Below are 25,134 nucleotides of genomic sequence, written 5' to 3'. Positions count from 1 at the left end.
CGGCCGCTCCGGCTGCCCGGCGTCGCGCTCATTTCAAGGCCATTCGATGACCGTCGATTCTTACGCGTATTGCCCGTCCGCCGGTGCGGTTTCGGGCGTTTTGTTCCTGACCCCTATTGATATCGGGCATGCCGGCGTCCGGCAGGAGGCATGCCGATGATGCTGGTGATTGCTTTCCTGGTGTCCGGCCTGTCGCTGATGATCTGGATCGTGCTGCTCGTCGCGCGCGGCGGTTTCTGGCGTGCGCAGCCTGCGCGGCCGCTGCCGCCCGAGGCACGCGGGGCGGCTGCCGAGGCTGGCTGGCCGGCCGTCGTTGCGGTCGTGCCGGCGCGTAACGAAGCCGACGTGATCGCTCGCGCAGCGACCTCGCTGCTCGAGCAGGATTACCCGGGCGGATTTCATCTGATCATTGTCGACGACCACAGCGACGATGGCACTGCCGACGCGGCCCGCGCGGCCGCGCTCGCGATCAACCGCGCCGACCGGCTGACGGTGCTGGCCGCGAAGCCGCTGCCGGCCGGCTGGTCGGGCAAGGTGTGGGCGCAGTCGCAGGGGATCGCCGCGGTGCAGACGCTTGGCCTGCCGGCCGACTACCTGCTGCTGACGGACGCCGACATCGGCCATCCGCCCGATGCCGTCGCGCAGCTCGTGACGCGCGCGCAGGCCGAGAACCGCGATCTCGTGTCGCTGATGGTGCGGCTGCGTTGCGATTCGTTCTGGGAAAAGGCGCTGATCCCGGCGTTCGTGTTCTTCTTCGCGAAGCTGTACCCGTTCTCGTGGATCAACAACCCGCGCAACCGCACGGCCGGCGCCGCCGGCGGCTGCATGCTCGTGAAGCGCACGGCGCTCGAGGAAGCGGGCGGCATCGAGTCGATCCGCGGCGCGCTGATCGACGACTGCAGCCTGGCCGCGCAGATCAAGCATCGCGGCAGCGGCCGCCATCCGATCCGTCTCGACCTGGCTGACCGCAGCGTGTCGTTGCGCCCGTACGACAGCTGGCGCGACATCTGGAACATGATCGCGCGCACCGCGTTCACGCAGCTGCACTATTCGCCGCTGCTGCTGGCCGGCACGCTGCTCGGGATGACGATCATCTATCTCGTGCCGCCCGTCGCGGCGCTCGCGTACGGCGCGCGTGCGTGGCCGGCCTGGCTCGCGTGGGCGTCGATGTGCGCCGCGTATGCGCCGATGCTGCGCTACTACCGGCGCTCGCCGCTGTGGGCGCCCGCGCTGCCGCTCGTCGCGCTGTTCTACGTCGGCGCGACGTTCGCGTCTGCGTGGCGCTACTGGCGCGGCAAGGGCGGCCAGTGGAAGGCGCGCGTGCAGGCGCCGGTGGATCGCTGAGCGTGTTCCGGGAGGCGTGCCTCCCGGCAGCCGGCAAACGAAACAGCCCGATCGGTGCAAACCGGTCGGGCTGTTTCGTTTTTGGCGGGGGCTGCCGCCAGCGCGTGTGCTTACCGCTGGGTCAGCATCATGTACATCTGGATCACGACGTCCGGCGAGAACGTGAACGGCACCCAGCCGTAGCCGGTGTGGCGCGCGACCAGCAGGCGGTCGCCGTTCGACTGCTTCTGCACGGCCATCATCGGGTTCTTCGTCGTCACGAAACGCCAGCCGGCCGGGATGCCGGGCGGCGGCTCCGGCTGCATCGACGCGCGTGCATGCGCGAGTTCCTCGATCAGCTGGCCCAGTTGCTCCGGATTCAGCGTGATCGACTGGCCGTTGACGGTCAGCGTGAGTTCGTTCTGCGACGGGCGCGCGACGTGCAGCGTCGCCTTGTCGGCCGGCGCAGCAGCGGTTTCGGTTTCCACCGCAGGTTCGGCTTGTGCGGCCGGGACGATCGCGGTTCCCGCGTCGGCCGGTGCGTCGGAAACGTCGGCCGTTTCGGCCTCGGCCGGTGCCATTGCGCTCACGACGGTTTCCGCCGCCGGCGTGTCCGACGACGCCGGGGCGACGACTTCGGCGGCTACGGCCGTTGCCGCTGCCGTGTGCGTCGCGGCTTCCTTGACGACGGCCTCGACCAGCGCCTCGGCGTCGGCGATGGCCTTCGCATGGTGCTGCGCGGCCGCTTCGGCCTGTGCGATCGCCGCGGCATGGCGTTGCGTGACGGCCTCGGCCTCGGCGGTCGCGTCGGCGTGGCGTTGCGCGGCGGCTTCGGCCTGCGCGATCGCTTCCGCGTGGCGCTGCGTGACGGCTTCGGCCTCGGCGGCCGCATCGGCGTGACGCTGCGCGGTGGCTTCGGCCTCGGCGATTGCTTGCATGTGACGTTGCGCAAGCGCCTCGGCTTCCGCGATCGCGGCTGTGTGACGCTGTGCGGCGGCTTCGGCCTCGGTGGTCGCTTCCGCGTGACGCTTCGCGGCGGCCCCGGCTTCGACGGTCGCGGCCGCATGACGTTGCGCGGCGGCATCGGCTTCGGTCGCGGCGGCGTGATGGCGCTGCGCAGCAGCTTCGGCTTCGGCGATCGCAGCCGCGTGGCGCTGCGATGCGGCTTCGGCATCCGCGTGACGCTGCGCGAGCGCTTCGGTCAGCGCGGTGGCTTCCGCATGGCGCTGCACGGCCGCTTCGGCCTGCGCGGCAGCATCCGTATGACGTTGGGCGGCGGCTTCGGCGGCGGCGGTCGCGTCGGCATGGCGCTGTTGCGCGGCGTCGGCGTCGGCGGCAGCGGCCGTGTGGCGCTGCGCGGCGGCCTGCGCTTCGGTTTCGGCGGCGGCGTGACGTTCGGCTGCGGCCTGGGCTTCCGATGCGGCGGCGCGCGCGAAGGCTTCCGCGCTGCGGGCCGCCTGCTGGGCGGCGTGGTGATCGTGGAGGAGCTGATCGACGCCCGTGGTGAGCGAAGCGATCTGATCGTTCAGGTTCATGCGTGTCTTCTCTGCGTAAGACCCGCGATTTTACCCGCTGCGCCGGTGCCGGGCCGCGCGGGTCGTGTAACAAAGTGCGCAAAGCGGCGCGAGGTGCGCCGCTTTGTGTTACTTCAGGTAGCCCGCCGAGCCGAACCAGTCGAGCGCATCGCGCAGCCCTTCGCGGTACGGACGCGCGCGGTAGCCGAGTTCGCGTTCGGCCTTCGCGGACGTGAAATACATCTTGTTCTTCGACATCCGCAGCCCGTCCACGGTGACGAACGGTTCCTTCTTCGTGAACTTCGCGACCGCTTCGGCGCCGACCGCGAGCGGGTACAGCGGCCAGCGCGGCAGCGCGATCGTCGGCGCCTTGCGGCCCGTCATCTGCGCGATGTCCGCGAGCATCTGCTGCAGCGGCAGGTTCTCGCCGCCGAGGATGTAGCGCTCGCCGATCCGGCCGCGCTCGAGCGCGAGGAAGTGGCCGTGTGCGACGTCGTCGACGTGCACGAGGTTCAGCCCCGTATCGACGAACGCGGGAATCTTGCCGAGCGCGGCTTCGACGATGATGCGGCCGGTCGGCGTCGGCTTCACGTCGCGCGGGCCGATCGGCGTCGACGGATTGACGATCACGGCCGGCAGCCCCTCGTCGGCGATCATCCGCTCGACCGCGCGCTCCGCGAGCACCTTGCTGCGCTTGTACACGCCGATCGCCTGCTCGGCCGTGAGCGGCCGGTTCTCGTCGGACGGATCGCCGGCGCTCGTCACCTTCAGCGTCGCAACGCTGCTCGTGTAGACGATTCGCTCGACGCCTTCCGCGCGGGCCGCGCGCATCGTCGCGACCGCGCCCTCGAGGTTCGCGCGCTCGATCTCGTCGGGATCGGGCGCCCACAGCCGGTAGTCGGCCGCCACGTGCAGCAGGTAGCGCACGCCGCGCAGCGCGGCGCGCATCGACGCCTCGTCGCGCATGTCGCCGGTGACGATCTCGGCATCGAGATCCGCGACGTTCGTGCGCGGGCTGGTCGGGCGCACGAGCACGCGCACCGCATAGCCTTTCTGCTGCGCGATGCGTGCGACGGCCGAGCCGACGAAACCGGACGCGCCGGTGACGAGAACGAGATCGCGGGAGGTATCAGTCATGCGTTTCCTTCAGGGCCGCGCGCGGGCGGCGCGGCGGTTGAGCATCGGCGAGATTGTACGTGGTCGGCGCGCGCGGCGACGCCTGGCCGGCGCGTGTGCGAAGCGGCCGACGCGACTACAATGCCGGGCTTGAATGCAACGGGAGGGCGACGCGATGAGCCGCAATGAGCTGGACGAACGGATCGAGACCTACTACGTGCGGGTGCGCGGCGTCGTGCAGGGCGTCGGCTTTCGTCATGCGACGGTGCGCGAAGCGCATGCGCTGAAACTGCGCGGCTGGGTCGCGAATCTCGAGGACGGCACCGTCGAGGCGATGATCCAGGGCCCCGGCGCGCAGATCGACCGGATGCTCGCGTGGCTGCGGCACGGGCCGCCGGCCGCGCGCGTCACCGAAGTGACGTTCGAGGAGCGCCAGACCGAACGGCGCTTCGAGCGTTTCCAGCAGCAGTAAGAGGCGCGGAACAATCATGACGGGGTATCCGGAAGCCGGGCGCGGCCTCATGCTGTCGGTGATGGCGTCGACGCTGTTCGCGCTGATGTCGGCTTACGCGAAACTGCTCGCGCCGCTCACGGGGCTCGACATCTTCGCGTGGCGCGTCTTGTGGACCGCGCCGGGCGCGCTTGCGTTGATCGCGCTGCGCGGCCGCTGGCCGGCGCTCGTCGAGCTCGCGCGGCGCACCGTGCGCGACTGGCGCCTGCTGATCGCGCTGCCGGTGAGCGCGGCGCTGCTCGGCGTGCAGCTGTGGTTGTTCCTGTGGGCGCCGTTGCACGGCCGCATGCTCGAAGTATCGCTCGGCTATTTCTTGCTGCCGCTGACGATGGTGCTCGTCGGCCGCTTCTACTATCACGAACGGCTCGATCCGCTGCAATGGGCGGCGGTCGCGTGCGCCGCGCTCGGCGTCGCGCATGAAGTGTGGGCGACGCGCGCGTTCGCGTGGCCGACGCTCGTCGTCGCGCTCGGCTATCCGCCGTATTTCGTGCTGCGCCGGCGGATCAACGCCGATTCGCTGGCCGCGTTCGCGGTCGAGATCGCGCTGCTGTGCCCGATCGCGTTCGCGATGGTTTCGACGAGCACGACGCGCGTCGCCGTGCATCCGGTGCTGTGGGCCGTGCTGTTGCCGGGGCTCGGCATCCTCAGCACGCTCGCGCTCGCGAGCTACCTGAAGGCGAGCCGGATGCTGCCGATGGCGCTGTTCGGGATCCTCGGCTACGTCGAGCCCGTGCTGCTCGTCGCCGTGTCGCTGCTGCTGCTCGGCGAGACGCTGAGCGTCGCGAAGCTCGCGACCTACGGCCCGATCTGGGTTGCCGTCGCGCTCACCGCGTGGCACAGCGCGATGCTGATGCGGCGCCTGCCCGCACGCGGATAAGCACCGGTCGCGATGCTGCGGCCGCACGGAACGTGCCGCGCATCGCGCATCATCCAGCGGTCGGGCATCGATCGCTCGGCACGCGCATGCAGCGAGGCTGACCGCAAACTGGCGTCGCGCTGACGTGAATCTGGCGACGCTGACCGCTTCTCTCCACAAGGCTCGGGCGTGTAATCGAACAGAAGATTCGGTTGCACTTTGTTACTTAGGGTCTGCCTGGATCGGCCATTAGACTGGCCTGACCGACTTCCCTTCGTATGCAGCTTTTCAATGAACGGTCATCTCCGTGCCTGGCCGGCCGGGTTGGCGCGATGCGAGCATACGCGTATCGCCGCCGATCGCGCTCGCCTTCTCCTTCCCGATTCCTTCCCCGGTGCGCGTCGCACCGCCGTCGCGCAGGTGCGCTCATGTCGTTGAGCCCGCCGCCTGCCGCCACGGTTCAGCCGTCGCGCGGCGGCCGCCTGATCGAAATCGACTTCTTCCGCGGGCTCGTGCTGTTGATGATCGTCGTCGATCACATCGGCGCGAGCGTGCTGTCGCGCGTGACGCTGCACGCGTTCGCGCTGTGCGATGCGGCCGAGGTGTTCGTGTTTCTCGGCGGCTTCGCGACCGCGAGCGCGTACGGCGCGATCGCCGAACGGCACGGTGCGCGTGCCGCGCAGCAGCGCTTCGTGCGTCGCGCGATGCAGATCTACCGCGCGTTTCTCGCGACGTCGACGCTGATGCTCGTCGTGTCGGCCGTGCTCGATCACTACGGGATCGACGCGCCGAACCTCGCACTCGACGACGTCAGCGTGATGCTCGCGTCGCCGCTCACGGGCGCAGCCGAACTGCTGACATTCCAGCGCCAGCCGTATCTCGCGTCGGTGCTGCCGATGTACGTGCTGTTCGCGCTCGCGTCGCCGGTGCTCGTGCCGTTCGCGCGGCGTCATCCGTGGCTGCTGGTCGCGCTCAGCGCCGCATCGTGGATCGCGGCGGGCTGGCTCGGCCCCGAGCTGCTGGACACCGACGGCTTCCGCTGGAGCTTCAACCCGTTCGCATGGCAGCTGATTTTCGTCGCCGGCGTGCTGGCGCGCTGCCAGCCGTTTTACCGGCACCTCGCGCTCGGGCGCTGGGGCGCGGCGGCAACCGGGCTCGCGTGCGCGGTCGTGCTCGGTTGCGCAAGCTACAAGCTGTTCTCGGGGTTGCCGCTGCCCGAAGGCGTGCTCAAGCGCGACCTCGCACTGCCGCGTGTCGTGAGCTTCGCGGCCGTCGCGTGGCTGATGGCCGATTGCGTGCGCTTCGGCTGGATCGCGCGGATAGCGCAGGGCGTGCGGCCCGTCGTGGCGGTCGGCCAGCGCGGGCTGATCTGCTTCGTTGCGGGCGCGGCGATCTCGCTCGTCGTCGATTCGCTGCTGCATCCGGTCGTGCGCAGCGCCGATCTGCGGCATGTCGGCGTGGGCCTCGTGGCCGACGCATGCGCGCTCGGGCTGATGATGGCCGTGGCCGGTTCGGGAACGTGGATCGCGCGGTGGCGCAGTGCGGCTGCGTGAGCGGTGCGAAAGGCGGCGCGTGCGGCACGGAATGTGCCGCGCGGCGTCAGTGAGGTGAGCCGATACGGGAGCGGGGAACGGCGGTTGCGTCGTCGGATTCGGTGTCGTCGCGTTCGTCCTGCGCCGGATCGTCAGGCTCTGCGAGAACCGCGTCGGCTTCGGCTGCGGCCCGGGCGGCGCGCATCGCGGTGCAGCGCTGAGCGTGCCGAATGTCCGACAGTATTCTCAGCAGCCGCGTTGTCTTGCTTTTCATGGCTTTCTCCCGCCAGTGCGCATCGTGCGAAGCAGATGCACGTCCTGCAACCAGTGTAGGACGCGTTCGCGTGCCTGGCGGGAGAATGTGGCGTGCAGGCCGCACGCCGAGGGATATTACTTACTGCGCCGTGGCGACGCCCTGCGCCTGCAGTGCCTCTTCGCGGCGCTCTTCCGCGCAGCGTTGATGCTGGCGCGACAGGCGGTTCATCAGCGGCAGCAGCAGCAGCGCGAGCACCATGCCGATCGCGGCGAGCCAGCCGAGCTTCTCGAACAGCGACAGGTAGAGCGGCAGCGAATCGGTAGCCGGCAGGTCGTGCGACGGCATCTGCGCGAAGTTCGCGACGACGCTGCCCAGGTACTGCGACACGCCCGTCGCGACGAAATACGCGCCCATCATGAAGCCGCTCATGCGCGCCGGCACGTAGCGGGCGATCATCGCGAGGCCGAGGCCGCTCACCAGCAGTTCGCCGAGCGAGTAGAGGCCGTAGCCCCACACCATGAACCACGACGACACGCGGCCGTCGACCGCGTAGCGGCCGCTGATCGTGAACACCAGGTAGCCCGCGGCGACCGCGCCGAAACCGAGCGCGTACTTCGCCGCGACCGGCAGGTCACGGCCGCCCTTCGCGATGCCGTTGTAGATCAGCACGAGCACCGGGCTCAGCAGCATGATCCAGATCGGGTTCAGCGCCTGGAACTGCGCGGCGCTCCACGTGAACAGCGTCGTGCCGAACAGCATGAAGCGCGGATCGACGTTGCGCAGCGCGAACAGCGTCAGCGACGTCGACATCTGCACGTAGAAGATGAAGAACAGGATCACCTGTCCGATCAGCACGAGTGCCGCGATCAGGCCCGCGCGCTCCGAGCGCTCCGACTTCGCGATCATGTATGCGAAGATCGCGAGGATCGCGAACGCTGCCGTCCACACGCTGGCGACCGCGAGCTGCTTGTGCTGCAGCACGTACAGCGTGACCAGCGCGAGCGCGACGCCACCCAGCGCGACCGCGCCGAGGCGCTTCCAGCGGATCGGTTCGTCGTCCGGCTTCGAGCCGACGTGCGCGAGCGTGCGGTGCATCAGCATGAAGTTGAGGATCGCGAGCAGCATGCCGCCGCAGCAGACTGCGAACGCGGTGTGCCAGCCCCAGTGATCCTTGATCCACGGCGTCGCGAGCATCGACACCGTCGAGCCGATGTTGACCGCCATGTAGTAGATCGTGAACGCGCTGTCGATGCGCGCGTCGTCGCCTTCGTAGATGCGGCGCACGAGGTTCGCCGCGTTGGCCTTGAACAGGCCGTTGCCGACGACGATCACGCCGAGCGACGCATACATGTACGTCAGGTGATCGTTCGGTACCGCGAGCATCAGGTAGCCGGCGCACAGCACGGACGCGCCGATGATCATCGTGCGGCGGGCGCCGAGCACCTTGTCGCCGATCCAGCCGCCGATCGACGGCGCGGCATAGACGAGTGCGGTGAACGCACCCCAGGTCAGGTTCGCATGGCTGTCGGTGAAACCGAGCCGGTCGACCATGAAGAGGACCAGGAGCGCGGCCATGCCGTAGTAGCCGAAGCGCTCCCACATTTCGATGAGGAAGACCGTCGTGAACGATCGGGTTTGTGAAACAGGTGCATGCATCATCAATCTCGGTTGAAACGGACGGCACGGATCGCGCGTCGTCTTGGGGTCGAACTGGCGCCTGTGCGCAATGGGCCGGGTAAGCTTTGCGCTGGCGATGGAACAGTCGGGCGGATTAGCCCGGGCCGGGGTCGGACACCGCCTGGTGGGGCGGGGAAGGTCCCCGACCGGCGCGCGCATGGTAACGGTTGCCGGTCCGGTGCGACAGGTGTGTGCTACCTAGGGAAACTCCCGATTTGGCAGCAGCTTTCAGGAACATTCGTCTCATCATCTATTTGTAAGAATCCGCGCAGGTCCTCCGAAGATTCCCGGAGAGCCGCTTGCAGCTTGCCTGTGAAGCGGGCGAGTCTGGCAAGATAGCGCGTCGTTTCGCTCGCCTCGTGCCCTGTTTAGCGCACCGGGCTCAACACCGAAGACGTGTGCGAACCCGAAGACTAAGCTATATCGATCTAACTTAGTTATTTTCCATCAAACATTTTTTGACGATCACTTTTCGGCCTGCTATGGTTCCCCCCACTGAAAACTCGCGGTCTGCAGACGCTGCCGCCGCACTGGGCAGCAAGATTCGCGCGTTGCGCCAACGACTCAAGCGCACGCTCGACGACACCGCTACCGCCGCGGGGATTTCGAAGCCGTTTCTGTCTCAAGTCGAGCGCGGGCTCGCGTCACCGTCCCTGACATCGCTGGCCGGTATCGCGCACGCGCTCGGTGTGACGGTGCAGTACTTCGTGGATACGCCGAGTGAAGAGCGCTCGGTCTGCCGAGGCGAGCAGTTGCGCTTCTTCGGGTTTGCCGATTCGGCGAACCTGTTCGCGCGGCTGACGAACGTATCCGAAGGGCGCCAGCTGGAGGCGATCCTCGTGAGGATGCCGCCGGGGCAGAAGCGGTCGGAGGTGACGACGCATGCAGGAGAGGAGTTCCTGTATGTGATTGAAGGGGAAGTGTCGCTGACGCTGGAAGGCAAGACGTTCGTCCTGCAGGCCGGCGACAGCTCGCACTATCAGTCGACGGTGCCGCACAGCTGGGTCAACACCGCGAAAGTGGAGTCGGTGGTGGTCTGGGTCGGTACACCAAGGCTGTTCTAACGCACAGGTATTCCTTCGTTTCCAAGACGGGATGCCTGTCGAAAGAAACGTAAGGAATACTAATATGCAATACGAGAATCACGGGCCTCCTCAATCGCTGTACCCGTCAGCGTCTCACGCGTAATCCGCGGCATCCGCCGCGCGACGCCCCGAACCAACCTTCTCTAGACAGCCACGATGAAATCCTTGCATGCCATGTCGGCCGTGCTGGCCGCGCTCGCCCTGACGACGCCTGTTGCCCACGCCGTTACCGTCCCGTCGAACGTCGCGCTCGCTCCTCAACAGGATCTGACGCGACAGGTGCCCGCCGAAGTCGAGTCGCTCGACCCCGCGCACATCGAATCGTGGACCGGCAACACGATCGGCCTCGACCTGTTCGAAGGGCTGGCCCGCATCGATGCATCCGGCCAGGTCGTGCCGGGCGTCGCGCTGTCGTGGGAACGCAAGACGCCGCAGACGTGGATCTTCAAGCTTCGCCATGACGCGAAGTGGAGCAACGGCCAGCCGGTGACGGCCGCCGATTTCGTTTATTCGTGGCAGCGCCTCGTCGATCCGAAGACCGGCTCGAAATACACGATCCTCGTCGAGTTCGTGAAGAACTCGAAGGACATCATTGCGGGCAAGGCCGCGCCGTCGACGCTCGGCGTGCGCGCCGTCGATCCGTACACGCTGGAAGTGACGACCGACGTGCCCGTCGCGTTCTTCCCCGAACTGACCGCGATGGCGCCGCTCGTGCCGGTGAACAAGGACGTCGTCGCGAAGTTCGGCGACGCATGGACGCGCCCGGGCAACATCGTCAGCAACGGCGCATACCAGCTCGTCGACTGGCAGCCGAACAACCGTATCGTCGTGTCGAAGGACGCGAAGTACTGGAACGCGCCGAAGGTCGTGATCAACAAGGTCACGTACCTGCCGATCGAAAGCGACGAAACCGCGATGCGCATGTACCAGGCCGGCCAGATCGACTACAGCTACTCGATCCCGTCGGGCATCTTCCAGCAGGTCAGCAAGCAGTTCGGCGGCGAACTGCGCCCGGGCCTGCAGCTCGCGACGTACTACTACTACCTGAACAACAGCGACGCGGCGCTGAAGGACAAGCGCGTGCGCCAGGCGCTGTCGATGGTGATCGATCGCGACGTGCTGACGCAGAAGCTCACGCAGGCCGGCGAGAAGCCGATGTACGGCCTGATGCCGAACGGCACGAAGGGCGTGCAGTCGTTCACGCCGGAATGGGCGGCGTGGCCGATGGCCAAGCGCGTCGAAACCGCGAAGAACCTGCTGAAGCAGGCCGGCTACTCGGATGCGAAGCCGCTGTCGTTCACGCTGACGTACAACACCAACGACCTGCACAAGAAGGTCGCGCTGTTCACCGCATCGGAATGGCGTACGAAGCTCGGCGTCAACACGAAGCTCGAGAACGTCGAGTTCAAGGTGCTGATGAAGGAGCGTCATGACGGCAAGGTGCAGATCGCTCGCGACGGCTGGTTCGCCGACTACAACGACGCGATGACCTTCTTCGACCTGATCCGCTGCGGCAGCTCGCAGAACACCGTCGGCTACTGCAACAAGCAGGTCGACACGTACGTCGAGGAAGGCAACCAGAAGCTCGACGACAAGGCGCGCGCCGCACTGCTCACGCAGGCGCACGACGCAGCGATGAACGACACGCCGATGGTGCCGCTGTTCCAGTACTCGGCCGACCGTCTCGTGAAGTCCTACGTGGGCGGCTACTCGCTGAAGAACGTGATCGACATGCGTGCTTCGCAGGACATGTACCTGATCAAGCACTGAGCGGAGCGATCATGCTGGCCTACGCATTGAGGCGCACGTTGTGGGCGGTGCCGACCATCCTCGCGGTCATCACCGTCTGCTACCTGCTGCTGCATTTCACGCCCGGCGGTCCGTTCGATACGGAGAAGCAGCTGTCCGCCGCGACGCTCGCGAACCTGAACGCGAAATACCACCTCGACGAGCCGCTGTGGAAGCAGTACCTGATGTATCTCGGCTCGCTGCTGCACGGTGATCTCGGCCCGTCGTTCCGTTACGTCGACTGGTCGGTGAACGATCTCGTGAAGAAGGCGCTGCCCGTGAGCCTCGGCGTGGGCGGCGTGTCGATCCCGATCTCGATCGTGTTCGGCGTGCTGCTCGGCACCGTCGCGGCCGTGCGCCGCGACAGCGCGATCGACCGCTTCGTGATGCTGATCGGCAACTTCGGCAACGTCGTGCCGCCGTTCGTGCTCGGTCCCGTCATGGTGTGGATCTTCGCGATCCTGCTGAAGACGTCGGAAGGCAACGGCTGGCTGCCGGCCGGCGGCTGGGGCGACGGCGGCTGGCGCTACCGGCTGCTGCCGATCGCGCTGCTGACCCTCATCAACGTGTCGCTGCTCGCACGCGTGATGCGCGGCTCGATGATCGAGACGCTGTCGAGCAACTACATCCGCACCGCGCGCGCGAAGGGCCTGCCGGGCTCGACGATCGTGCTGCGCCACGCACTGAAGCCCGCGCTGATGCCGGTCGTGTCGCTGTTCGGCACGGTCTGCATCACGTCGATCACGGCGGCCGTCGTCACCGAATCGGTGTTCGCGCTGCCGGGCCTCGGGCAGCTCGTCGTGAACGGTGCCATCAACCGCGATTACACGCTGGTGCTCGGCCTCGTCGTGCTGACGACCGTCTGCGCCGTGCTGTTCAACCTGCTGGTCGACCTTGCGTACGCATGGCTCGATCCGCGCATCCGCTATTGAGCGAGGCACAGCGATGACTCCGACTACTCCTGTCGTCGGCCTGCCCGTGCAGACCGATTCGCCGCCGCGTTCGCGCTCGCCGCTCGAGCTTGCGTTCGCGCGCTTCCTTCACAACCGCGCAGCGGTGCTCAGCCTCGTGCTGCTCGCGCTGATCACGCTCGCTTGCTTCGTCGGCCCGTGGCTGCTCGCGGCCGATCCCGCCGCGAGCGACTGGGGCTCGATCAGCCTGCCGCCGACCTGGGCGAACCAGCACTGGTTCGGCACCGACGAGCTTGGCCGTGATCTGCTCGTGCGCACGCTGATCGGCGGCCGCGTGTCGATCGAGGTCGGCCTGCTCGGCACGCTCGTGTCGGGCCTGTTCGGCGTCGCGTGGGGCGCGACCGCGGGCTTCGCGGGCGGCCGCGTCGACTCCTTGATGATGCGCGTCGTCGACATGATGTATGCGATCCCGTACCTGCTGATCGCGATCCTGATGATGACCCTGTTCGGCCGCTCGTTCATGCTGGTCGTGCTGACCATCAGCGCGTTCTCGTGGATCGACATGGCGCGTGTGGTGCGCGGCCAGACGCTGTCGCTGCGCAACCGCGAGTTCGTCGATGCGGCGCGTGCGATCGGCGTGTCGCCGGCGTCGATCGTGCTGCGCCACGTCGTGCCGAACCTGCTCGGCGTGGTCGTCGTGTACGCGACGGTCTCGGTGCCGAACATCGTGCTGACCGAATCGGTGCTGTCGTTCCTCGGCCTCGGCGTGCAGGAACCGATGACGAGCTGGGGCGTGCTGATCCAGGACGGCGCGCAGAAACTGGAATCGATGCCGTGGCTGCTGCTGGCTCCGGCCGTCATGCTGTGCGTGACGCTCTATTGCGTGAACTTCGTTGGCGACGGCCTGCGTGACGCGCTCGACCCGAAGGATCGCTGACGATGAAACAACTCCCACGTTCGCTTCGCTCGCCCGGGGGCGCGCAGCCCCCCCGGGCGTTTCCATCGAAGTACCGGGCGGCCCGGCGGAGGCTGACATGACAGCACTGCTGGAAGTCGACAACCTCGGCGTGCGCTTCACGCGCAAGGATGCGCCGCCGATCGACGCCGTGAGCGGCGTGTCATTCTCGCTCGAAGCTGGCAAGACGCTCGGCATCGTCGGCGAATCGGGCTCGGGCAAGAGCCAGACCGTGATGGCGCTGCTCGGCCTGCTGGCCGGCAACGGCGCGACGACGGGCGCCGCCCGCTACCGCGGCGACAACCTGCTCGAGATGGATACGCGCGCACTGAACGCGGTGCGCGGCGACCGGATCGCGATGATCTTCCAGGATCCGATGACGTCGCTCAATCCGTTCCTCACGATCGAGCGGCAGATGACCGAGACGCTGCAGCTGCATCGCAAGCTGTCGCGCAAGGAAGCGACCAAGCGCGCGATCGAGGCGCTCGAATCGGTGCGCATTCCCGATGCGGCACGCCGCATCCGCATGTATCCGCACGAGTTCTCGGGCGGCATGCGGCAGCGCGTGATGATCGCGATGGCGCTGCTGTCCGAGCCGGAAATCCTGATCGCCGACGAGCCGACCACCGCGCTCGACGTGACCGTGCAGGCGCAGATCATCGACCTGCTGCGCGAGCTGAACCGCGAGCGCGGCACCGCGATCGTGTTGATCACGCACGACATGGGCGTGGTCGCCGGCCTCGCGGACGACGTGATGGTCATGTATGCGGGCCGCACCGTCGAACATGCGCCGGCCGAATCGATCTTCGCGGCGCCGTCGCATCCGTACACGATCGGCCTGCTCAATGCGCTGCCGCGCCTGACCGACGCGGACGACACGCCGCTCGTCGCGATTCCCGGCAATCCGCCGATGCCCGGCACCGCGCCGGCCGGCTGCGCGTTCGCGAAGCGCTGCACGTATGCGGAAGAACGCTGCGGCGCCGCGCGCCCCGCGCTCGAAACCTATGGCGCCGTGGGCGCGGTGCGCGCATGCCACCGGCCCGTGGCCGATCTGACGGGAGGTTTGCGATGAGCGTCAATGAACGCCGCGATGCCGGCGCGACGGACGACACGCTGCTGTCCGTCGACAATCTGAAGGTGCATTTCCGCGTGCCGCTCGGCGGCTATCCGTGGTCGCCGAAGGGCACGCTGCGCGCGGTCGACGGCGTGTCGTTCGACGTGAAACGCGGCGAGACGGTGGGGCTCGTCGGCGAATCGGGCTGTGGGAAGTCGACGCTCGCGCGCGCGTTGATCGGCCTCGTGCCGATGACGGCCGGCACCGTGAAATGGCGCGGCGAAGCCGTCACGCCCGATCACCTGCGCGGCAACGCGATGCGGCGCGAAGTGCAGATGATCTTCCAGGATCCGCTTGCGTCGCTCGACCCGCGCATGACGATCGAACAGGTCGTCGCGGAGCCGCTCGTCACGCACCAGTCCGGCCTCGGCCGCACCGAAGTGCGCCGCCGCGTGATCGCGATGCTCGAACGCGTCGGCCTGAACGCGCATCACCTGTTGCGTTATCCCCATGAATTTTCCGGCGGGCAGTGCCAGCGCGTCGGAATTGCACGTGCGCTGATCGGCGAGCCGAAGCTCGTGATCTGCGACGAACCGGTATCGGCGCTCGACGTGTCGATCCAGGCGCAGATCGTGAACCTGCTGCGCGACCTGCAGCGAGAACTGTCGTTGTCCTATCTGTTCGTCGCGCACGATCTGGCGGTGGTCAAGGCGATCAGCCAGCGTGTGCTCGTGATGTATCTCGGCCGCGTGATGGAGTTCGGCACGCGGCATGACGTGTACGGCGTGCCTCAACACCCGTACACGAAGGCGCTGCTCGATGCGGCGCCGACGCCGGAGCCGGCGCGCGAGCGTGCTCGCCGTCCGATGCTGCTGGCGGGCGAGATGCCCTCGCCGCTCAACCCGCCGTCCGGCTGCGCATTCCGCACGCGCTGCCCGGTCGCGATCGACGCGTGTGCGCAGGACGTGCCGCTGCCGGAAGTTCGGCGGGGGTCGGCGGCGCGCGTCGCATGCATCCGCGCGGGCGCGGCGTGATGTGAAGTGACGCAGCAAACATAACCAAGGCAGGTCAACAGGGGTAGGTGCGGCGCGAACGATCTTCGCGCCGCGGGTACAGGCGCGTCCTTAGCCGGGCTCGCCGGGGGGCCGGAAGCGGATCGCAACCGGCGTGGACGATATCAACACAAGACGAGAATTACGATGAAAAAGCAGAAGACGATCGGGACGGCATCGAAGATGCTGCTCGCATGGGGACTGCCGGCACTCGCCGGCGTCTCGTTGACGGGCGTCGCGCACGCCGACGACGCGGCCCCCGCGCCGCTGACGGTCGCGCAGGCCGCACCGGCCAACGGCACGGGCGCACCGACGCAGAACGCCATTGTCAACGCCGAAGCGACCCAGGCCGTCACGCCGCCCGATGAGCCGTCGGCGCAGTCGAAGTCGAAGGGCTTCATCGCCGACAGCCACCTCGACTTCCTGTTCCGCAACTACTCGGACGTCCTCGACAGCAAGGGCGGCCCGCATCGCCACGCATGGGTCCAGGGCGCGATGGCGAACTTCGAGTCGGGCTACACGACGGGCCTGATCGGGATCGGCTTCGACGCATCGCTGTATGCGGCACTCAAGCTCGACGGCGGCCAGGGTGCCGGCAGCATGGTGCACATCGCGAAGGGCGGCGGCGGCGGCAACCAGCTGGCGTGGGCATACCCCGGCATCTACGACATCAAGGCGCGGATCTCGAACACGGTGGTCAAGTACGGTCTGCAGGCCGTCGACAACCCGTTCATGGAGCAGCACGACAACCGTGCGCTGCCGCCGACGTTCCTCGGTGCGACGATCGTCAGCAATGAATTCAAGAACGTGATGCTCGAGGCCGGCAGCTTCACGAAGACCGACGCGCGCGGTCACACGACGCTCACGAACCTGACGACGCAGTACGGCGGCACGCGCGTCAATCGCCTGTCGTACGTCGGCGGCACGTGGGACTACTCGCCGAACGGCGAAGTTGCGCTGTACGCGAACCAGGCCGACGACGTGTGGCACCAGTACTACGCGTCGGTGAAGCACAGCATCGGCAGCCCGCAGACGATCAAGTGGACCGGCTTCGGCAACGTCTACTCGACGCACGACACGGGCGATGCGCTGCAGGGCAAGATCGACAACAACGCATACAGCCTGTCAGTGGCCGCACAGCACGGCCCGCACGAGCTGCTGCTCGGCTTCCAGCAGGTGCTCGGCGACCAGTTCTTCGACTACCTGAACGAAACGAACGGCATCTTCCTGACCAACTCGATGGACGTCGACTACAACGCGCCGCACGAAAAATCGCTGCAGCTGCGTTACACGTTCTACGGCAAGGAAGCGGGCCTGCCGGGCTTCAAGGCGATGGTCTGGGGCGTGACGGGCTGGGGGGCGGACGGCAGCGCGGGGGCGGCGAACGACCCGAGCAAGTCGAGCATCTACTGGAGCAACGGCGCGCCGGTGCAGGGCCGTCACCACGAGTTCGGCTTCATCCCGTCGTACACGTTCCAGAGCGGCAAGCTGAAGGACACGAAGGTCACGTTCATCGCGATGTGGCACAACGGTTCGGCTCACTACTCGGACGCGACGAACCGCGAGTACCGTCTGGTCGTGAACCTGCCGCTGCACGCGTTCTGATTGGCGGGGCGAGAAACTGGAAGGGCATGCGCGCGGCGACGTCCGCGCGCTCAATACGCGTATTTGCCGAATCTGGATCGGTTGATGCGGATCACTGTTGGATGGTTTGTGCCACTACCGTAGTAAGCACAGCCGCTGGTGCATCGACAAGCCAGATGGCAGCCTGTTCTTGACTGTCGTTGTCATGGTTCGATGATCTCGCAGTTGACGCGGATCACTGGCTTGCGTGTCTCGGCAAAGCCGCAAAGTTCGTCGATCTCGTTCGAGAACGTGGCATAAGGCACGTGGTATTGCAGCCAGGCCCCAACGCTGTCGGGAAAGGCGTTGATCAGTAGCCAGCCAAGCCACAGGGGAATGGTGACAGGTGCCCAGAGCTTGCCGTATGGCCTGGCCAACGTGCGACGCAAGCCGGCGTACCAGTCGCGGTAGGGTTGCAACGTGGCCTGCCCGCGGCTGAGCCGGGGGGGCAACGGCGGGGGCTCGGGCAAGCCTTCCGGGCCGTGTGCCATAAAGGCTTGCAGATACGCCCACAACGATCGAGCGGAGCGATCGCCGTCGACCATGCCGAGATTGCCGGCTGCCGCGCAGATCTCGGTGGGCGGGGTCATGGCGTGATCGACGCCGATCAGGTAGAGGGGATGACGGCTGGCATAGCCGCTGGCCGAGACGATAGGGATATAGCCGGCGAGGACTTCGAGCTGATCCCAGTCGAGCACATGCAAGCGCGTGAGGTCGTTGGGGTAGATGAAGTACAGCTTGCGGGTGCCGCGATGGATGCGGATGAAGCCGCCGCGGCAGCGGTGCGCGCCGCTTGCGTAGTAAAACAAAAAAGCCATTCCAGTCAGAAGTGGAGCGCAAATCAGCATATTCATCGCGATTTGGACAGTCATCTCGTCCAGACCAACAATGGAAATACCTAGGATCGTGGTTGCAATGGTCACAATGACCGACATTCCAACGAATCCTGCGCTTCCTCCACGCGTGAAGTTGGCATAGGTCTCCAACTCCACACACTGCATATTGACTCTCCGCACGCCATCCGGCTGCGGTGATGCGCCTGTGCACTGACCGTGATACAGCTTCGTGCCACCCAGGCGCAGGTTGCCCGGCAACCGTTTGATTGCATCGCTCATTTGGGCGCTCGTACCGGCTCCAGCTTGGCTGGATCGATCGGGCCACGGAACAAGCCGCTAGAGGTGAATACCAACGGGGCTGGTGCACCAGCCTGATCGATGACTAAACCAGGCTGCGTTTCCGGTGCAGGCCGATACAGGTACTCCAGCGCTACCACAGAGTCCTCATGCATCTGGATAGCCCAGCCGCACTCGCTGCCGGTATGGCCAAGGGCGGTGACTAAGCATTGAGCTTTGTAATTGATGGGATTGCTTCCCATGGGATGCATAATCGGGCCGTCGATCCGCGTTAGCAGATTGCCCCGAAGGGTGACCTTCAGGCGTGCCTGGAAACGCTCGCCAGGCCGATCGTTAACGCCGGGCAGTTGGCAATGGATACGTAGCGTGCCGACCTCATAACCGGAGGCTTGGTCCCATTCCGCGCTTAGGCGCGGGCGGAAATAGAGACCGTGGATGGCATCGAGTTCCTCGCTGTTGGTGTAATGGCGGTGATTGGCGCCCCACGCGCTGTGTTTGAGCCATATCTCCACTGGCCCATGTTTCGTAAGATCCGCTCCGACGGAAAAGGCGATGCCCACGCCCAAGGCAATCAGGCCCACCACGACCCATCCTGCCGGTGTGAGACCCAGTACTGCGGCGGCCGGGCCGGTGCCGCCAACTATAGTCGCCACGGTTGCCGTGCCCCCGCCCCACGCAGCGAGCGCCATAACACCTCCGGCGAGACCTGAAGTCAGATACATACTAGCTTGCACGGTGTTGCTGTCGCTTAACGCGTTACCTGCACGAACGGTGTCAGCCAATGCCGCAAGGCCGGCGCCTCCGGCACCGAACATGGCAACACCGTACTTGGCGGAAAATACCCTGACACTGGCTGCCAGAGTCGCGTTGATACGCTTTTCGGCACCGAACGCGACTGCTGTTGCCGACATTTCAATTCCGGTGCCAATGAGAGCGCTGCCAGCTCCAAGAAAGCTCGCAAAGTTTGCTGCATCGTTTCTTGCCATATTGAACTCGGTACCTGCGTCTTTTAGACCTTTCCAAGCCAGATATCCCCCCACTCCTGTAAAAACGTACCCCCCCGGCCCCCGCACACGATTCACCGCATTGACAAAGGGATTCCCTTCCAACCGGATAGGACGCTTCGGTGGCAAAGCCGGTCGTTGGGGAGGTGCCTGATCCAGTTCACGGAAAGTGGTTTCGCCAACCTTGACCCAGTCGTAAAACACGACGCGTGCTGCCCCTTCCACATGAATCACCGTGGGCGAAGACAGTTGCCAGCCGCGCATGCGCTCCGCGCCCAGCGTCTGGAATCCCTGGAATTCCCAAAGGAAGCGCTGGAAATCGGCGACCGCGAGTTCGTAAAGAACAATGGTGGCGTTGAAGCGGATTTCGAGCACGTGGCGCATGCGCCGCACCAGCACATCAGCGGATCTCTCTGGCGGTAGTGCCTGCAACAAGCCGATCAACGCGTTGGTAGCCGGCGTGGCCGCGTGCTCCTCGAGGAATTTGTCCACCACGTCGAAAACGTTTCTGGCAATGTCCAGTGTCTTGTCTTTCACGCGCTCCATGAGCACTTGGCTGCCGTTGATCAAGGCCAGCCAATAGGGGCTTTCGTCGGCCGACATCTCGACGATGTCCGCCAGCGTTTTCTGCCCTTCGTCGGTATGAACCAGGGCACCGAGACACTGGAACACGGCTTTTTCATAGTCGCGTGCGTTGCACAGCACGGTCAGGTCGAAGCAACTGAGCGCAGCACCTAGCCGTCTGGGTTTGCCGAGGTGCTTGACCCAGGCCACGACATCCGAAACGGCTATCGTGATACGGGTATCGAACTCGGAAAGCTGTTTGGCGTGTTTCGCAGGAAAGGCGATGGCGCCGTTGTAGTCGATCAGGTCGCGCTGCCTGGCGACGACTTTGGCCACGTCGGGTGACCGTTGCGCGCGCTGTTGCGCGGCCGCGAAGTAATCGGCGATGTACTTCGCACTTTGCAGTTTGTGGGCATGCTTGCCCTCGTACCGGGCCTTCGCTTTGACAGCGTCTGCGGCCAGATGGTGCAACTCGCTGATCACGCCGATCGGATCCTGCAACACCACGGCCAATGGTGTGATGTCTTTCCGCGGCGCCGTGGCGATAGACATGGCGGTCAGGATAGCGCCGTACCCTGGTATACCGTCAGGGAGCGAGATTTCGCTCCACGTGTACTGCATGGGTACGCCATACACGGCGGGCGGTACCAGTTCGCGCGTGGCGTTGCCTAGCAGGGCGGCATTGAACGCATGCGGCTGCCCGACGCCATTTGCCGGTTTGACGGTCGTGGCGAGTTTGTCGCGCAGCCCGTCCTTGTTCGTTTCGATACGCCAGAGCGTGTCATGGGTGAGCACTGTATCGGCCGCCAGAACGTATACCGTCTCGGCAGTTTCGGGTGCCAGCAGATAGGGCTTGGCCACGGCGGTATCCGGTTCAGACAGGCGTCCCGGTGCGTCGTGGTCGTCGTCTGCCTTGCGCCACCAGATGCGCGCAAAGCGCACTTGCTCGGTCACCTGGTAGTGCTGCGTCCACATGCGACCGTTCTCGAAGTAGCAGAGGTAGACGTAGCTGCCTGGACGCAGCACGCGCAAGCCGTAGGCTCTGCCCGCCGTGAGCGCAGGATAGCCGTCGGTGCCAAGTGTGGAAAACACCGTTTTATCCGGCGCTTGATCCGCGATGCCATAGCGCAACGGGTAGACGGGCACGCCTCGTTCACATGATGGCGGCGAGATGGCTTTGCCCACTTGCTTCTCGTTGGGACGATTCGGGCCGAGGGCCTTTGGGGAGGTGGTTGCCATGTGGTGTCCTTCAGGACGTTGCGGCGGTCCGCGCCGCCAGCAGCGCCTCCGCATTGGACAATCGCTGTTTCCCCTTCACCTGCCGCTGGAGCAAGATGTTGCGCAACGAGGCGTCCGTGGCAAAGAAATCATGCGGATACCGGAAACGCAGCTCCATGTAGTGGCGCACGTCCCGCTCTGCGGTAAGTGCTAGTCGATCAATCGCTTCGTTGGCGAAGTGGATCAGGTAGCGCCGTAGCACTGGTTCGTTATCCGGATGGTCGTAAACCGGAAAGCGGTGGCGGAACTCGCGGGCGCAGTCGCGCATGAACCATGCGAAGCTGGCTTGATTGAGTGCGAACTCGTCGTCGTGCGTCAAAGCGATGGGTTCGTCGGTCACGGTCTGCGGATGATCGGTTGCCGGTGCATCGGCAAACAACCATTCAACCGTCCGCTCATCATCCGCATGCCAGATGAGGCGCTGGATAGGGCCGAACAGTTCGGACAGACGTTCGGTCGGCAACGCTTCGCAGAGTTCTTCGAGTTGTCGCGCGGCATGCAGGCTGAAGCCGAGCGGAAAGCCGTCGGGTGCCGTCAACTGACGCAATCGTTGCAGATGAATCACCAGGTCGTCGCCATCAGCGGGGGCCAGCAGGATCAGTCCGGCTTGTCGGGTTATCCAATGGTCGACGGCGTGGGCGTACACCGCTTCGTCGAGCGGCACCAGCAAGGGGCCTTCACGATAGCCTGGGGAGCCGTACTCCCATGCCGTGTTGCGCCAGACCCAACGATAATCAAAGCCCTTGGTGATCGCTTGCACGTCTTCTTCAAGCGCTTTGCTGTGAACCCCGCTTAAGCAAAGCCAGGGGCGCGGCCCCTGTTCCAGCGTCGCCCAGCTCGTGCAAGGCAGTGTGCTCACCACCTGACGCGACCAGGGGAGTGGATCGATCGTGTTCATCATGCTGCTCCCTTGCTGCAGGGACACGGCCTGCGTGGGCAGGAACCATCGACGCGCATCGTGCAGGCGAGGTCCATACCTTGCCCTTTACGGGGCGCTGCAGGCAGCGTGAGCGCGTTGCTTGCCGTGCCGGAGTTGATTTGCATCGACCCCTTCGTCCGAATCGTCACGCCTTCCAGCGTGATTCCGCCGCCATCGATGCGCACGGTGCCACCTGGGCCTTTGACTTCCAGCAAATCGGCAGCGTTGATTTCATAGACCTTGGTGCGTTGGCGAATGGCCTGCCCCGCCTCCAGTTCGGCACGCCCTTGCACGCGCTGCGTCTGATGCCCGCCGATGTCCACCGTGTGATCGGCAGCCGTCGTGTCGCGGCGGTGGTTGCCGACCTCTTCGATGCGGTCCTTGCCGGTGTGGATGGTGTGGTTGCGTCCGATGCCCAGGAAGTCGTCCTGCCCGATGTCGTGGCGACGGTCCTGACCGATGGTGACTTGCTCATCGTGGCCCACGGTTTCTTTGCGATCGTTGCCGATGGCGATCGTTTCGTCGTGCTCGACCTGCTCGCTGCGGTCGTTGCCCACGAAGGTGGTTTCGTCGTGGTTGACGTGGATGTTCTGATCCCTCTGCGCGTGGACGTAGATTTCCTCCTGGTCCTTCTCGTCCTCGAAGCGCAGTTCGTTGTAGCCCTCGCCCTTGTGCGTCTGGCTCTTGATTGTCATCCGCGTCTTGTGCCGCGGCAGTTCGTACGGCGGCAACTGCAGGCGGTTGTACGCCCGCCCGATGATGAGAGGCTGGTCCGGATCGCCATCCAGGTTGACCACGATCACTTCCTGTCCGATACGCGGGATCGCCATATGCCCCCACGTCGCGCCGGCCCAATTCTGCGCGACCTGGATCCAGCACGAGCTGTGCTCGTCGTGCTTGCCGTCGCGATCCCATGGGAACTGCACCTTCACCCGGCCGAATTCGTCGGTGTAGATCTCTTCGCCTTCGGGGCCCACCACGGTCGCCGGCTGCGGGCCGTCGATGCGCGGGCGCGGCAGCGGCTCGGCGCGCCACTCGATATCGTCCGGCACCAGTACGGCGTCATAGCGGTAGTGCGTGCCTTGCCGCGCGTCAGCGCTTTCCTCCGCCTGGCTGGTGGTCTGTACGCCGTGATGCACGATGCTGACCGGACGCCAGCCGCGGTTCATGTCCTCACGCGGGTGGCCAGTCAGGTCGAACGCGATGCCCGGCTGCAGGCGCGCATCGTCGCCGCTAACCCGCGCGATACGCGTATCGCGGCGGTGGCCGCGCAGCCGGTCTTGCGTGAAGGCCTTGCCGCTACCCTCGTGCTTGTAGCGGCCCGGATAGTCGTAGCGCGCGTAGCTGCGGCCCTGGTGATGGAGGTCAGTGCCCTCACGCGGATATTCGTGCGGATAGCGTGGGCTCTTGAACGTGTAGTCACGCTGCACCTGGCGCGCGGTGCGCACGTTCTCGGTATAGGCGAACGTACGCAGGCACGGCTGCGACTGGTCGCCGCCGGGTGTGGGGTTATACAGCACCGGCTCGCCCTGCTGGCGACCGAAGATAAAGAGTCGATCGCAGTGGATCAGCCGGTGGCCGTCGGCCTTGTGCTGGAAGGCGTAGAAAAAGCCTTCCTCGCGCAGGATGCGCTCGACGAAATCGTAGTCGGTATCACCGGCCTGCACGCAGTACTCGCGCGCCAGATGCTCGTTGGTGACACGCTGTTCATAGTCCAGCGTCTGGTGATGCGCCTTGAGCACGACCGTGGCGATCTCAGGCACGCTCAGAGTCTGGAAGATGCGCCAGTCGGAAGACAGCTTCAGGCGCGCCAGGCGCGGCTCGACTACAGCGGCATACCGAGTGCGCCGGAAACCCGTGTCGCGCTGCACGAAACTGGACACCGCGCCGTACACGTAACGCACGGGCACGCCGCCCTGCCAGATGGTGAGCAGGCCGCTGCGATCGAGCACTTGGCCGAAGTCGATGGCGCCGTTGGCGCTGGCGAGTTCGATCTGCAACAGGAAGGTTTCGGACAACCCCTCGTGCAGTGTGAACTCCACCACCTCGAACGATTCATCGCCAGCGGTGAAGGTAAAGCGCAGGTCGGATTGCGTGGGCATAGTCGGCTCATTACCTCGAAAATGGCTTTCACAATGTATTGCCGAACGAGTAGTGATGAACGTCCACCACAAGACCCGGCTTGGGGGCGTCACCAAACGAGCCATCGCAGCAACATCCCTGGGCTTTCAGCCTGCCAACGCTGCATGGTTGCCGTTGTCGACGATATCGAACGGGAGACTCGTCTTTTGCTTCATGCTTTGAATTCATTTACCTGCAGGCATGTTTTACGTAGCGATCATTCGACCGTGGGTATGTTCGGTGAGCAACGTAATCGCCATCTTCATGACGCCGCCGACGGTGCATGCGGACGCTTGAGTGGTGATGGTTGACGAAGACGACATGTCCGTCTATGGGACAAATTCGAAAATGGAGTGGTGCGCGAGAGGAAAGTGATGCCTGACGATTTAGTGAATGCGCTGGCAGGTCGAAAGCGACCTCGGTCAGATCTGTAAATGTCGAATTGCGTAACTGTTTCAGAAATGACGCAGCCATGCGACGAGCAAATTTGCTCCAGTGAGATAAGATCGATATTCATGAAGGAATGCGAAATTATTCGATATATTTTTTGTAAATGTAGCTAATCAAAAATATCTATCGAATAAATTTCGTCGTACGAAATCCGGAGTTCGGATAACCATTTTCGCGGGATGTTTCCCTCGCAAGGGATTCCGCGGCGATATCGTGCAAGGAGACCCTGAGGTTGGCGAACTGGTTGGTCGATCTCCGGCTCAGCTATACCGAGCATTGAACGGGTGGCCGTCGGTGGTCTTGCAGATCCACAGGAGACGCATCCGGGCGCACTAGCGAGGCGACGAGCTGAAAGCGCGAGCAGTTGAATGTCGTTGGGGCTTGATCAGGCAATCGTCGATACCTACGCGGG

19 protein-coding genes are annotated in these 25,134 nt (G+C 65.2%); 11 read left to right on the top strand and 8 right to left on the bottom strand.

Translation table 11 applies throughout. From position 1 onward, the window contains the following. Positions 1-156 precede the first annotated feature (156 nt). Positions 157-1,344, top strand: coding sequence for a glycosyltransferase (locus BLA15945_RS05000; protein WP_174991662.1), 1,188 nt, complete (start codon positions 157-159; stop codon positions 1,342-1,344). Positions 1,345-1,454: 110 nt separating this feature from the next. Here BLA15945_RS05000 and BLA15945_RS04995 read toward each other — a convergent pair whose 3' ends face one another. Then, entirely contained in the window at positions 1,455-2,858 is a 1,404-nt protein-coding gene (locus BLA15945_RS04995) for a phage tail protein (RefSeq protein WP_174991661.1), read from the bottom strand. A gap of 108 nt (positions 2,859-2,966) precedes the next feature. Next, a complete protein-coding gene (gene hpnA, locus BLA15945_RS04990; protein WP_011353724.1) occupies positions 2,967-3,974 on the bottom strand; it encodes a hopanoid-associated sugar epimerase in 1,008 nt (335 codons plus the stop codon). A gap of 154 nt (positions 3,975-4,128) precedes the next feature. Here hpnA and BLA15945_RS04985 point away from each other — a divergent pair, with 154 nt between their 5' ends. The 3 genes from BLA15945_RS04985 (at position 4,129) to BLA15945_RS04975 (ending at position 6,873) form a co-directional block, all read left to right on the top strand. Then, complete coding sequence (locus BLA15945_RS04985) at positions 4,129-4,425, top strand: acylphosphatase (RefSeq protein ID WP_034205906.1); 297 nt, start codon at positions 4,129-4,131, stop codon at positions 4,423-4,425. Between the two features lie 16 nt (positions 4,426-4,441). Continuing rightward, positions 4,442-5,341: an EamA family transporter RarD gene (gene rarD / locus BLA15945_RS04980; RefSeq protein ID WP_059238502.1), complete on the top strand. Its 900-nt coding sequence runs from the start codon at positions 4,442-4,444 to the stop codon at positions 5,339-5,341. A 407-nt stretch (positions 5,342-5,748) separates the two neighbouring features. After that, positions 5,749-6,873, top strand: a complete 1,125-nt coding sequence (locus BLA15945_RS04975) for an OpgC domain-containing protein (protein WP_174991660.1) — start codon at positions 5,749-5,751, stop codon at positions 6,871-6,873. Between the two features lie 46 nt (positions 6,874-6,919). On the opposite strand, the gene BLA15945_RS04970 is transcribed toward BLA15945_RS04975, so the two are convergent. Continuing rightward, positions 6,920-7,126: a hypothetical protein gene (locus BLA15945_RS04970; RefSeq protein ID WP_059238506.1), complete on the bottom strand. Its 207-nt coding sequence runs from the start codon at positions 7,124-7,126 to the stop codon at positions 6,920-6,922. Between the two features lie 120 nt (positions 7,127-7,246). Then, entirely contained in the window at positions 7,247-8,767 is a 1,521-nt protein-coding gene (locus BLA15945_RS04965; RefSeq protein ID WP_059238508.1) for a peptide MFS transporter, read from the bottom strand. 500 nt (positions 8,768-9,267) lie between these two features. Between BLA15945_RS04965 and BLA15945_RS04960 the strand changes: the two genes are divergently transcribed. The 7 genes from BLA15945_RS04960 to BLA15945_RS04930 all read left to right on the top strand — a co-directional run bounded on the left by BLA15945_RS04960 (position 9,268) and on the right by BLA15945_RS04930 (position 17,235). After that, a complete protein-coding gene (locus BLA15945_RS04960) occupies positions 9,268-9,849 on the top strand; it encodes a cupin domain-containing protein (RefSeq protein ID WP_059238510.1) in 582 nt (193 codons plus the stop codon). Between the two features lie 177 nt (positions 9,850-10,026). After that, positions 10,027-11,640, top strand: coding sequence for a peptide ABC transporter substrate-binding protein (locus BLA15945_RS04955; RefSeq protein ID WP_174991659.1), 1,614 nt, complete (start codon positions 10,027-10,029; stop codon positions 11,638-11,640). An 11-nt stretch (positions 11,641-11,651) separates the two neighbouring features. Next, positions 11,652-12,590, top strand: a complete 939-nt coding sequence (locus BLA15945_RS04950; protein WP_059238514.1) for an ABC transporter permease subunit — start codon at positions 11,652-11,654, stop codon at positions 12,588-12,590. Positions 12,591-12,603: 13 nt separating this feature from the next. Continuing rightward, positions 12,604-13,506, top strand: coding sequence for an ABC transporter permease (locus BLA15945_RS04945; protein ID WP_059238516.1), 903 nt, complete (start codon positions 12,604-12,606; stop codon positions 13,504-13,506). 97 nt (positions 13,507-13,603) lie between these two features. After that, positions 13,604-14,596 carry an ABC transporter ATP-binding protein gene (locus BLA15945_RS04940; RefSeq protein WP_174991658.1) on the top strand — a complete coding sequence of 331 codons (993 nt, stop codon included), beginning with the start codon at positions 13,604-13,606 and terminating at the stop codon, positions 14,594-14,596. After that, positions 14,593-15,612, top strand: a complete 1,020-nt coding sequence (locus tag BLA15945_RS04935) for an ABC transporter ATP-binding protein (protein WP_174991657.1) — start codon at positions 14,593-14,595, stop codon at positions 15,610-15,612. Before BLA15945_RS04940 ends, BLA15945_RS04935 begins: the two co-directional genes overlap by 4 nt. A gap of 165 nt (positions 15,613-15,777) precedes the next feature. Next, positions 15,778-17,235, top strand: a complete 1,458-nt coding sequence (locus BLA15945_RS04930) for an OprD family outer membrane porin (RefSeq protein WP_059238522.1) — start codon at positions 15,778-15,780, stop codon at positions 17,233-17,235. Between the two features lie 182 nt (positions 17,236-17,417). Here the strand turns inward: BLA15945_RS04930 and BLA15945_RS04925 are convergent, their stop codons facing one another. Genes BLA15945_RS04925 through BLA15945_RS04910 form a run of 4 tightly spaced genes read right to left on the bottom strand, consistent with a single transcriptional unit; the run spans position 17,418 to position 24,253 of the window. Then, complete coding sequence (locus BLA15945_RS04925; protein ID WP_174991656.1) at positions 17,418-18,368, bottom strand: DUF6708 domain-containing protein; 951 nt, start codon at positions 18,366-18,368, stop codon at positions 17,418-17,420. Then, positions 18,365-21,193, bottom strand: coding sequence for a toxin VasX (locus BLA15945_RS04920; RefSeq protein ID WP_174991655.1), 2,829 nt, complete (start codon positions 21,191-21,193; stop codon positions 18,365-18,367). The genes BLA15945_RS04925 and BLA15945_RS04920 overlap by 4 nt, the downstream gene beginning before the upstream one ends. A gap of 10 nt (positions 21,194-21,203) precedes the next feature. Next, complete coding sequence (locus BLA15945_RS04915) at positions 21,204-22,130, bottom strand: DUF4123 domain-containing protein (protein ID WP_174991654.1); 927 nt, start codon at positions 22,128-22,130, stop codon at positions 21,204-21,206. Then, positions 22,130-24,253 (bottom strand): type VI secretion system Vgr family protein, encoded by a 2,124-nt coding sequence (locus BLA15945_RS04910; RefSeq protein ID WP_174991653.1) that lies wholly within the window; start codon positions 24,251-24,253, stop codon positions 22,130-22,132. Before BLA15945_RS04910 ends, BLA15945_RS04915 begins: the two co-directional genes overlap by 1 nt. Positions 24,254-25,134 lie beyond the last annotated feature (881 nt).

Origin of the sequence: Burkholderia arboris (assembly GCF_902499125.1) — a bacterium.
Lineage (GTDB): Bacteria > Pseudomonadota > Gammaproteobacteria > Burkholderiales > Burkholderiaceae > Burkholderia > Burkholderia arboris.
The sequence above is the reverse complement of the archived record's forward strand: the minus strand, read 5'-3'. Positions and strand labels throughout refer to the sequence as shown.

Coding starts and splice junctions, on each gene's coding strand:
- BLA15945_RS05000 (WP_174991662.1), top strand. CDS start 157: ATGATGCTGGTGATTGCTTTCCTGGTGTCCGGCCTGTCGCTGATGATC.
- BLA15945_RS04995 (WP_174991661.1), bottom strand. CDS start 2,858: ATGAACCTGAACGATCAGATCGCTTCGCTCACCACGGGCGTCGATCAG.
- hpnA (WP_011353724.1), bottom strand. CDS start 3,974: ATGACTGATACCTCCCGCGATCTCGTTCTCGTCACCGGCGCGTCCGGT.
- BLA15945_RS04985 (WP_034205906.1), top strand. CDS start 4,129: ATGAGCCGCAATGAGCTGGACGAACGGATCGAGACCTACTACGTGCGG.
- rarD (WP_059238502.1), top strand. CDS start 4,442: ATGACGGGGTATCCGGAAGCCGGGCGCGGCCTCATGCTGTCGGTGATG.
- BLA15945_RS04975 (WP_174991660.1), top strand. CDS start 5,749: ATGTCGTTGAGCCCGCCGCCTGCCGCCACGGTTCAGCCGTCGCGCGGC.
- BLA15945_RS04970 (WP_059238506.1), bottom strand. CDS start 7,126: ATGAAAAGCAAGACAACGCGGCTGCTGAGAATACTGTCGGACATTCGG.
- BLA15945_RS04965 (WP_059238508.1), bottom strand. CDS start 8,767: ATGATGCATGCACCTGTTTCACAAACCCGATCGTTCACGACGGTCTTC.
- BLA15945_RS04960 (WP_059238510.1), top strand. CDS start 9,268: ATGGTTCCCCCCACTGAAAACTCGCGGTCTGCAGACGCTGCCGCCGCA.
- BLA15945_RS04955 (WP_174991659.1), top strand. CDS start 10,027: ATGAAATCCTTGCATGCCATGTCGGCCGTGCTGGCCGCGCTCGCCCTG.
- BLA15945_RS04950 (WP_059238514.1), top strand. CDS start 11,652: ATGCTGGCCTACGCATTGAGGCGCACGTTGTGGGCGGTGCCGACCATC.
- BLA15945_RS04945 (WP_059238516.1), top strand. CDS start 12,604: ATGACTCCGACTACTCCTGTCGTCGGCCTGCCCGTGCAGACCGATTCG.
- BLA15945_RS04940 (WP_174991658.1), top strand. CDS start 13,604: ATGACAGCACTGCTGGAAGTCGACAACCTCGGCGTGCGCTTCACGCGC.
- BLA15945_RS04935 (WP_174991657.1), top strand. CDS start 14,593: ATGAGCGTCAATGAACGCCGCGATGCCGGCGCGACGGACGACACGCTG.
- BLA15945_RS04930 (WP_059238522.1), top strand. CDS start 15,778: ATGAAAAAGCAGAAGACGATCGGGACGGCATCGAAGATGCTGCTCGCA.
- BLA15945_RS04925 (WP_174991656.1), bottom strand. CDS start 18,368: ATGAGCGATGCAATCAAACGGTTGCCGGGCAACCTGCGCCTGGGTGGC.
- BLA15945_RS04920 (WP_174991655.1), bottom strand. CDS start 21,193: ATGGCAACCACCTCCCCAAAGGCCCTCGGCCCGAATCGTCCCAACGAG.
- BLA15945_RS04915 (WP_174991654.1), bottom strand. CDS start 22,130: ATGAACACGATCGATCCACTCCCCTGGTCGCGTCAGGTGGTGAGCACA.
- BLA15945_RS04910 (WP_174991653.1), bottom strand. CDS start 24,253: ATGCCCACGCAATCCGACCTGCGCTTTACCTTCACCGCTGGCGATGAA.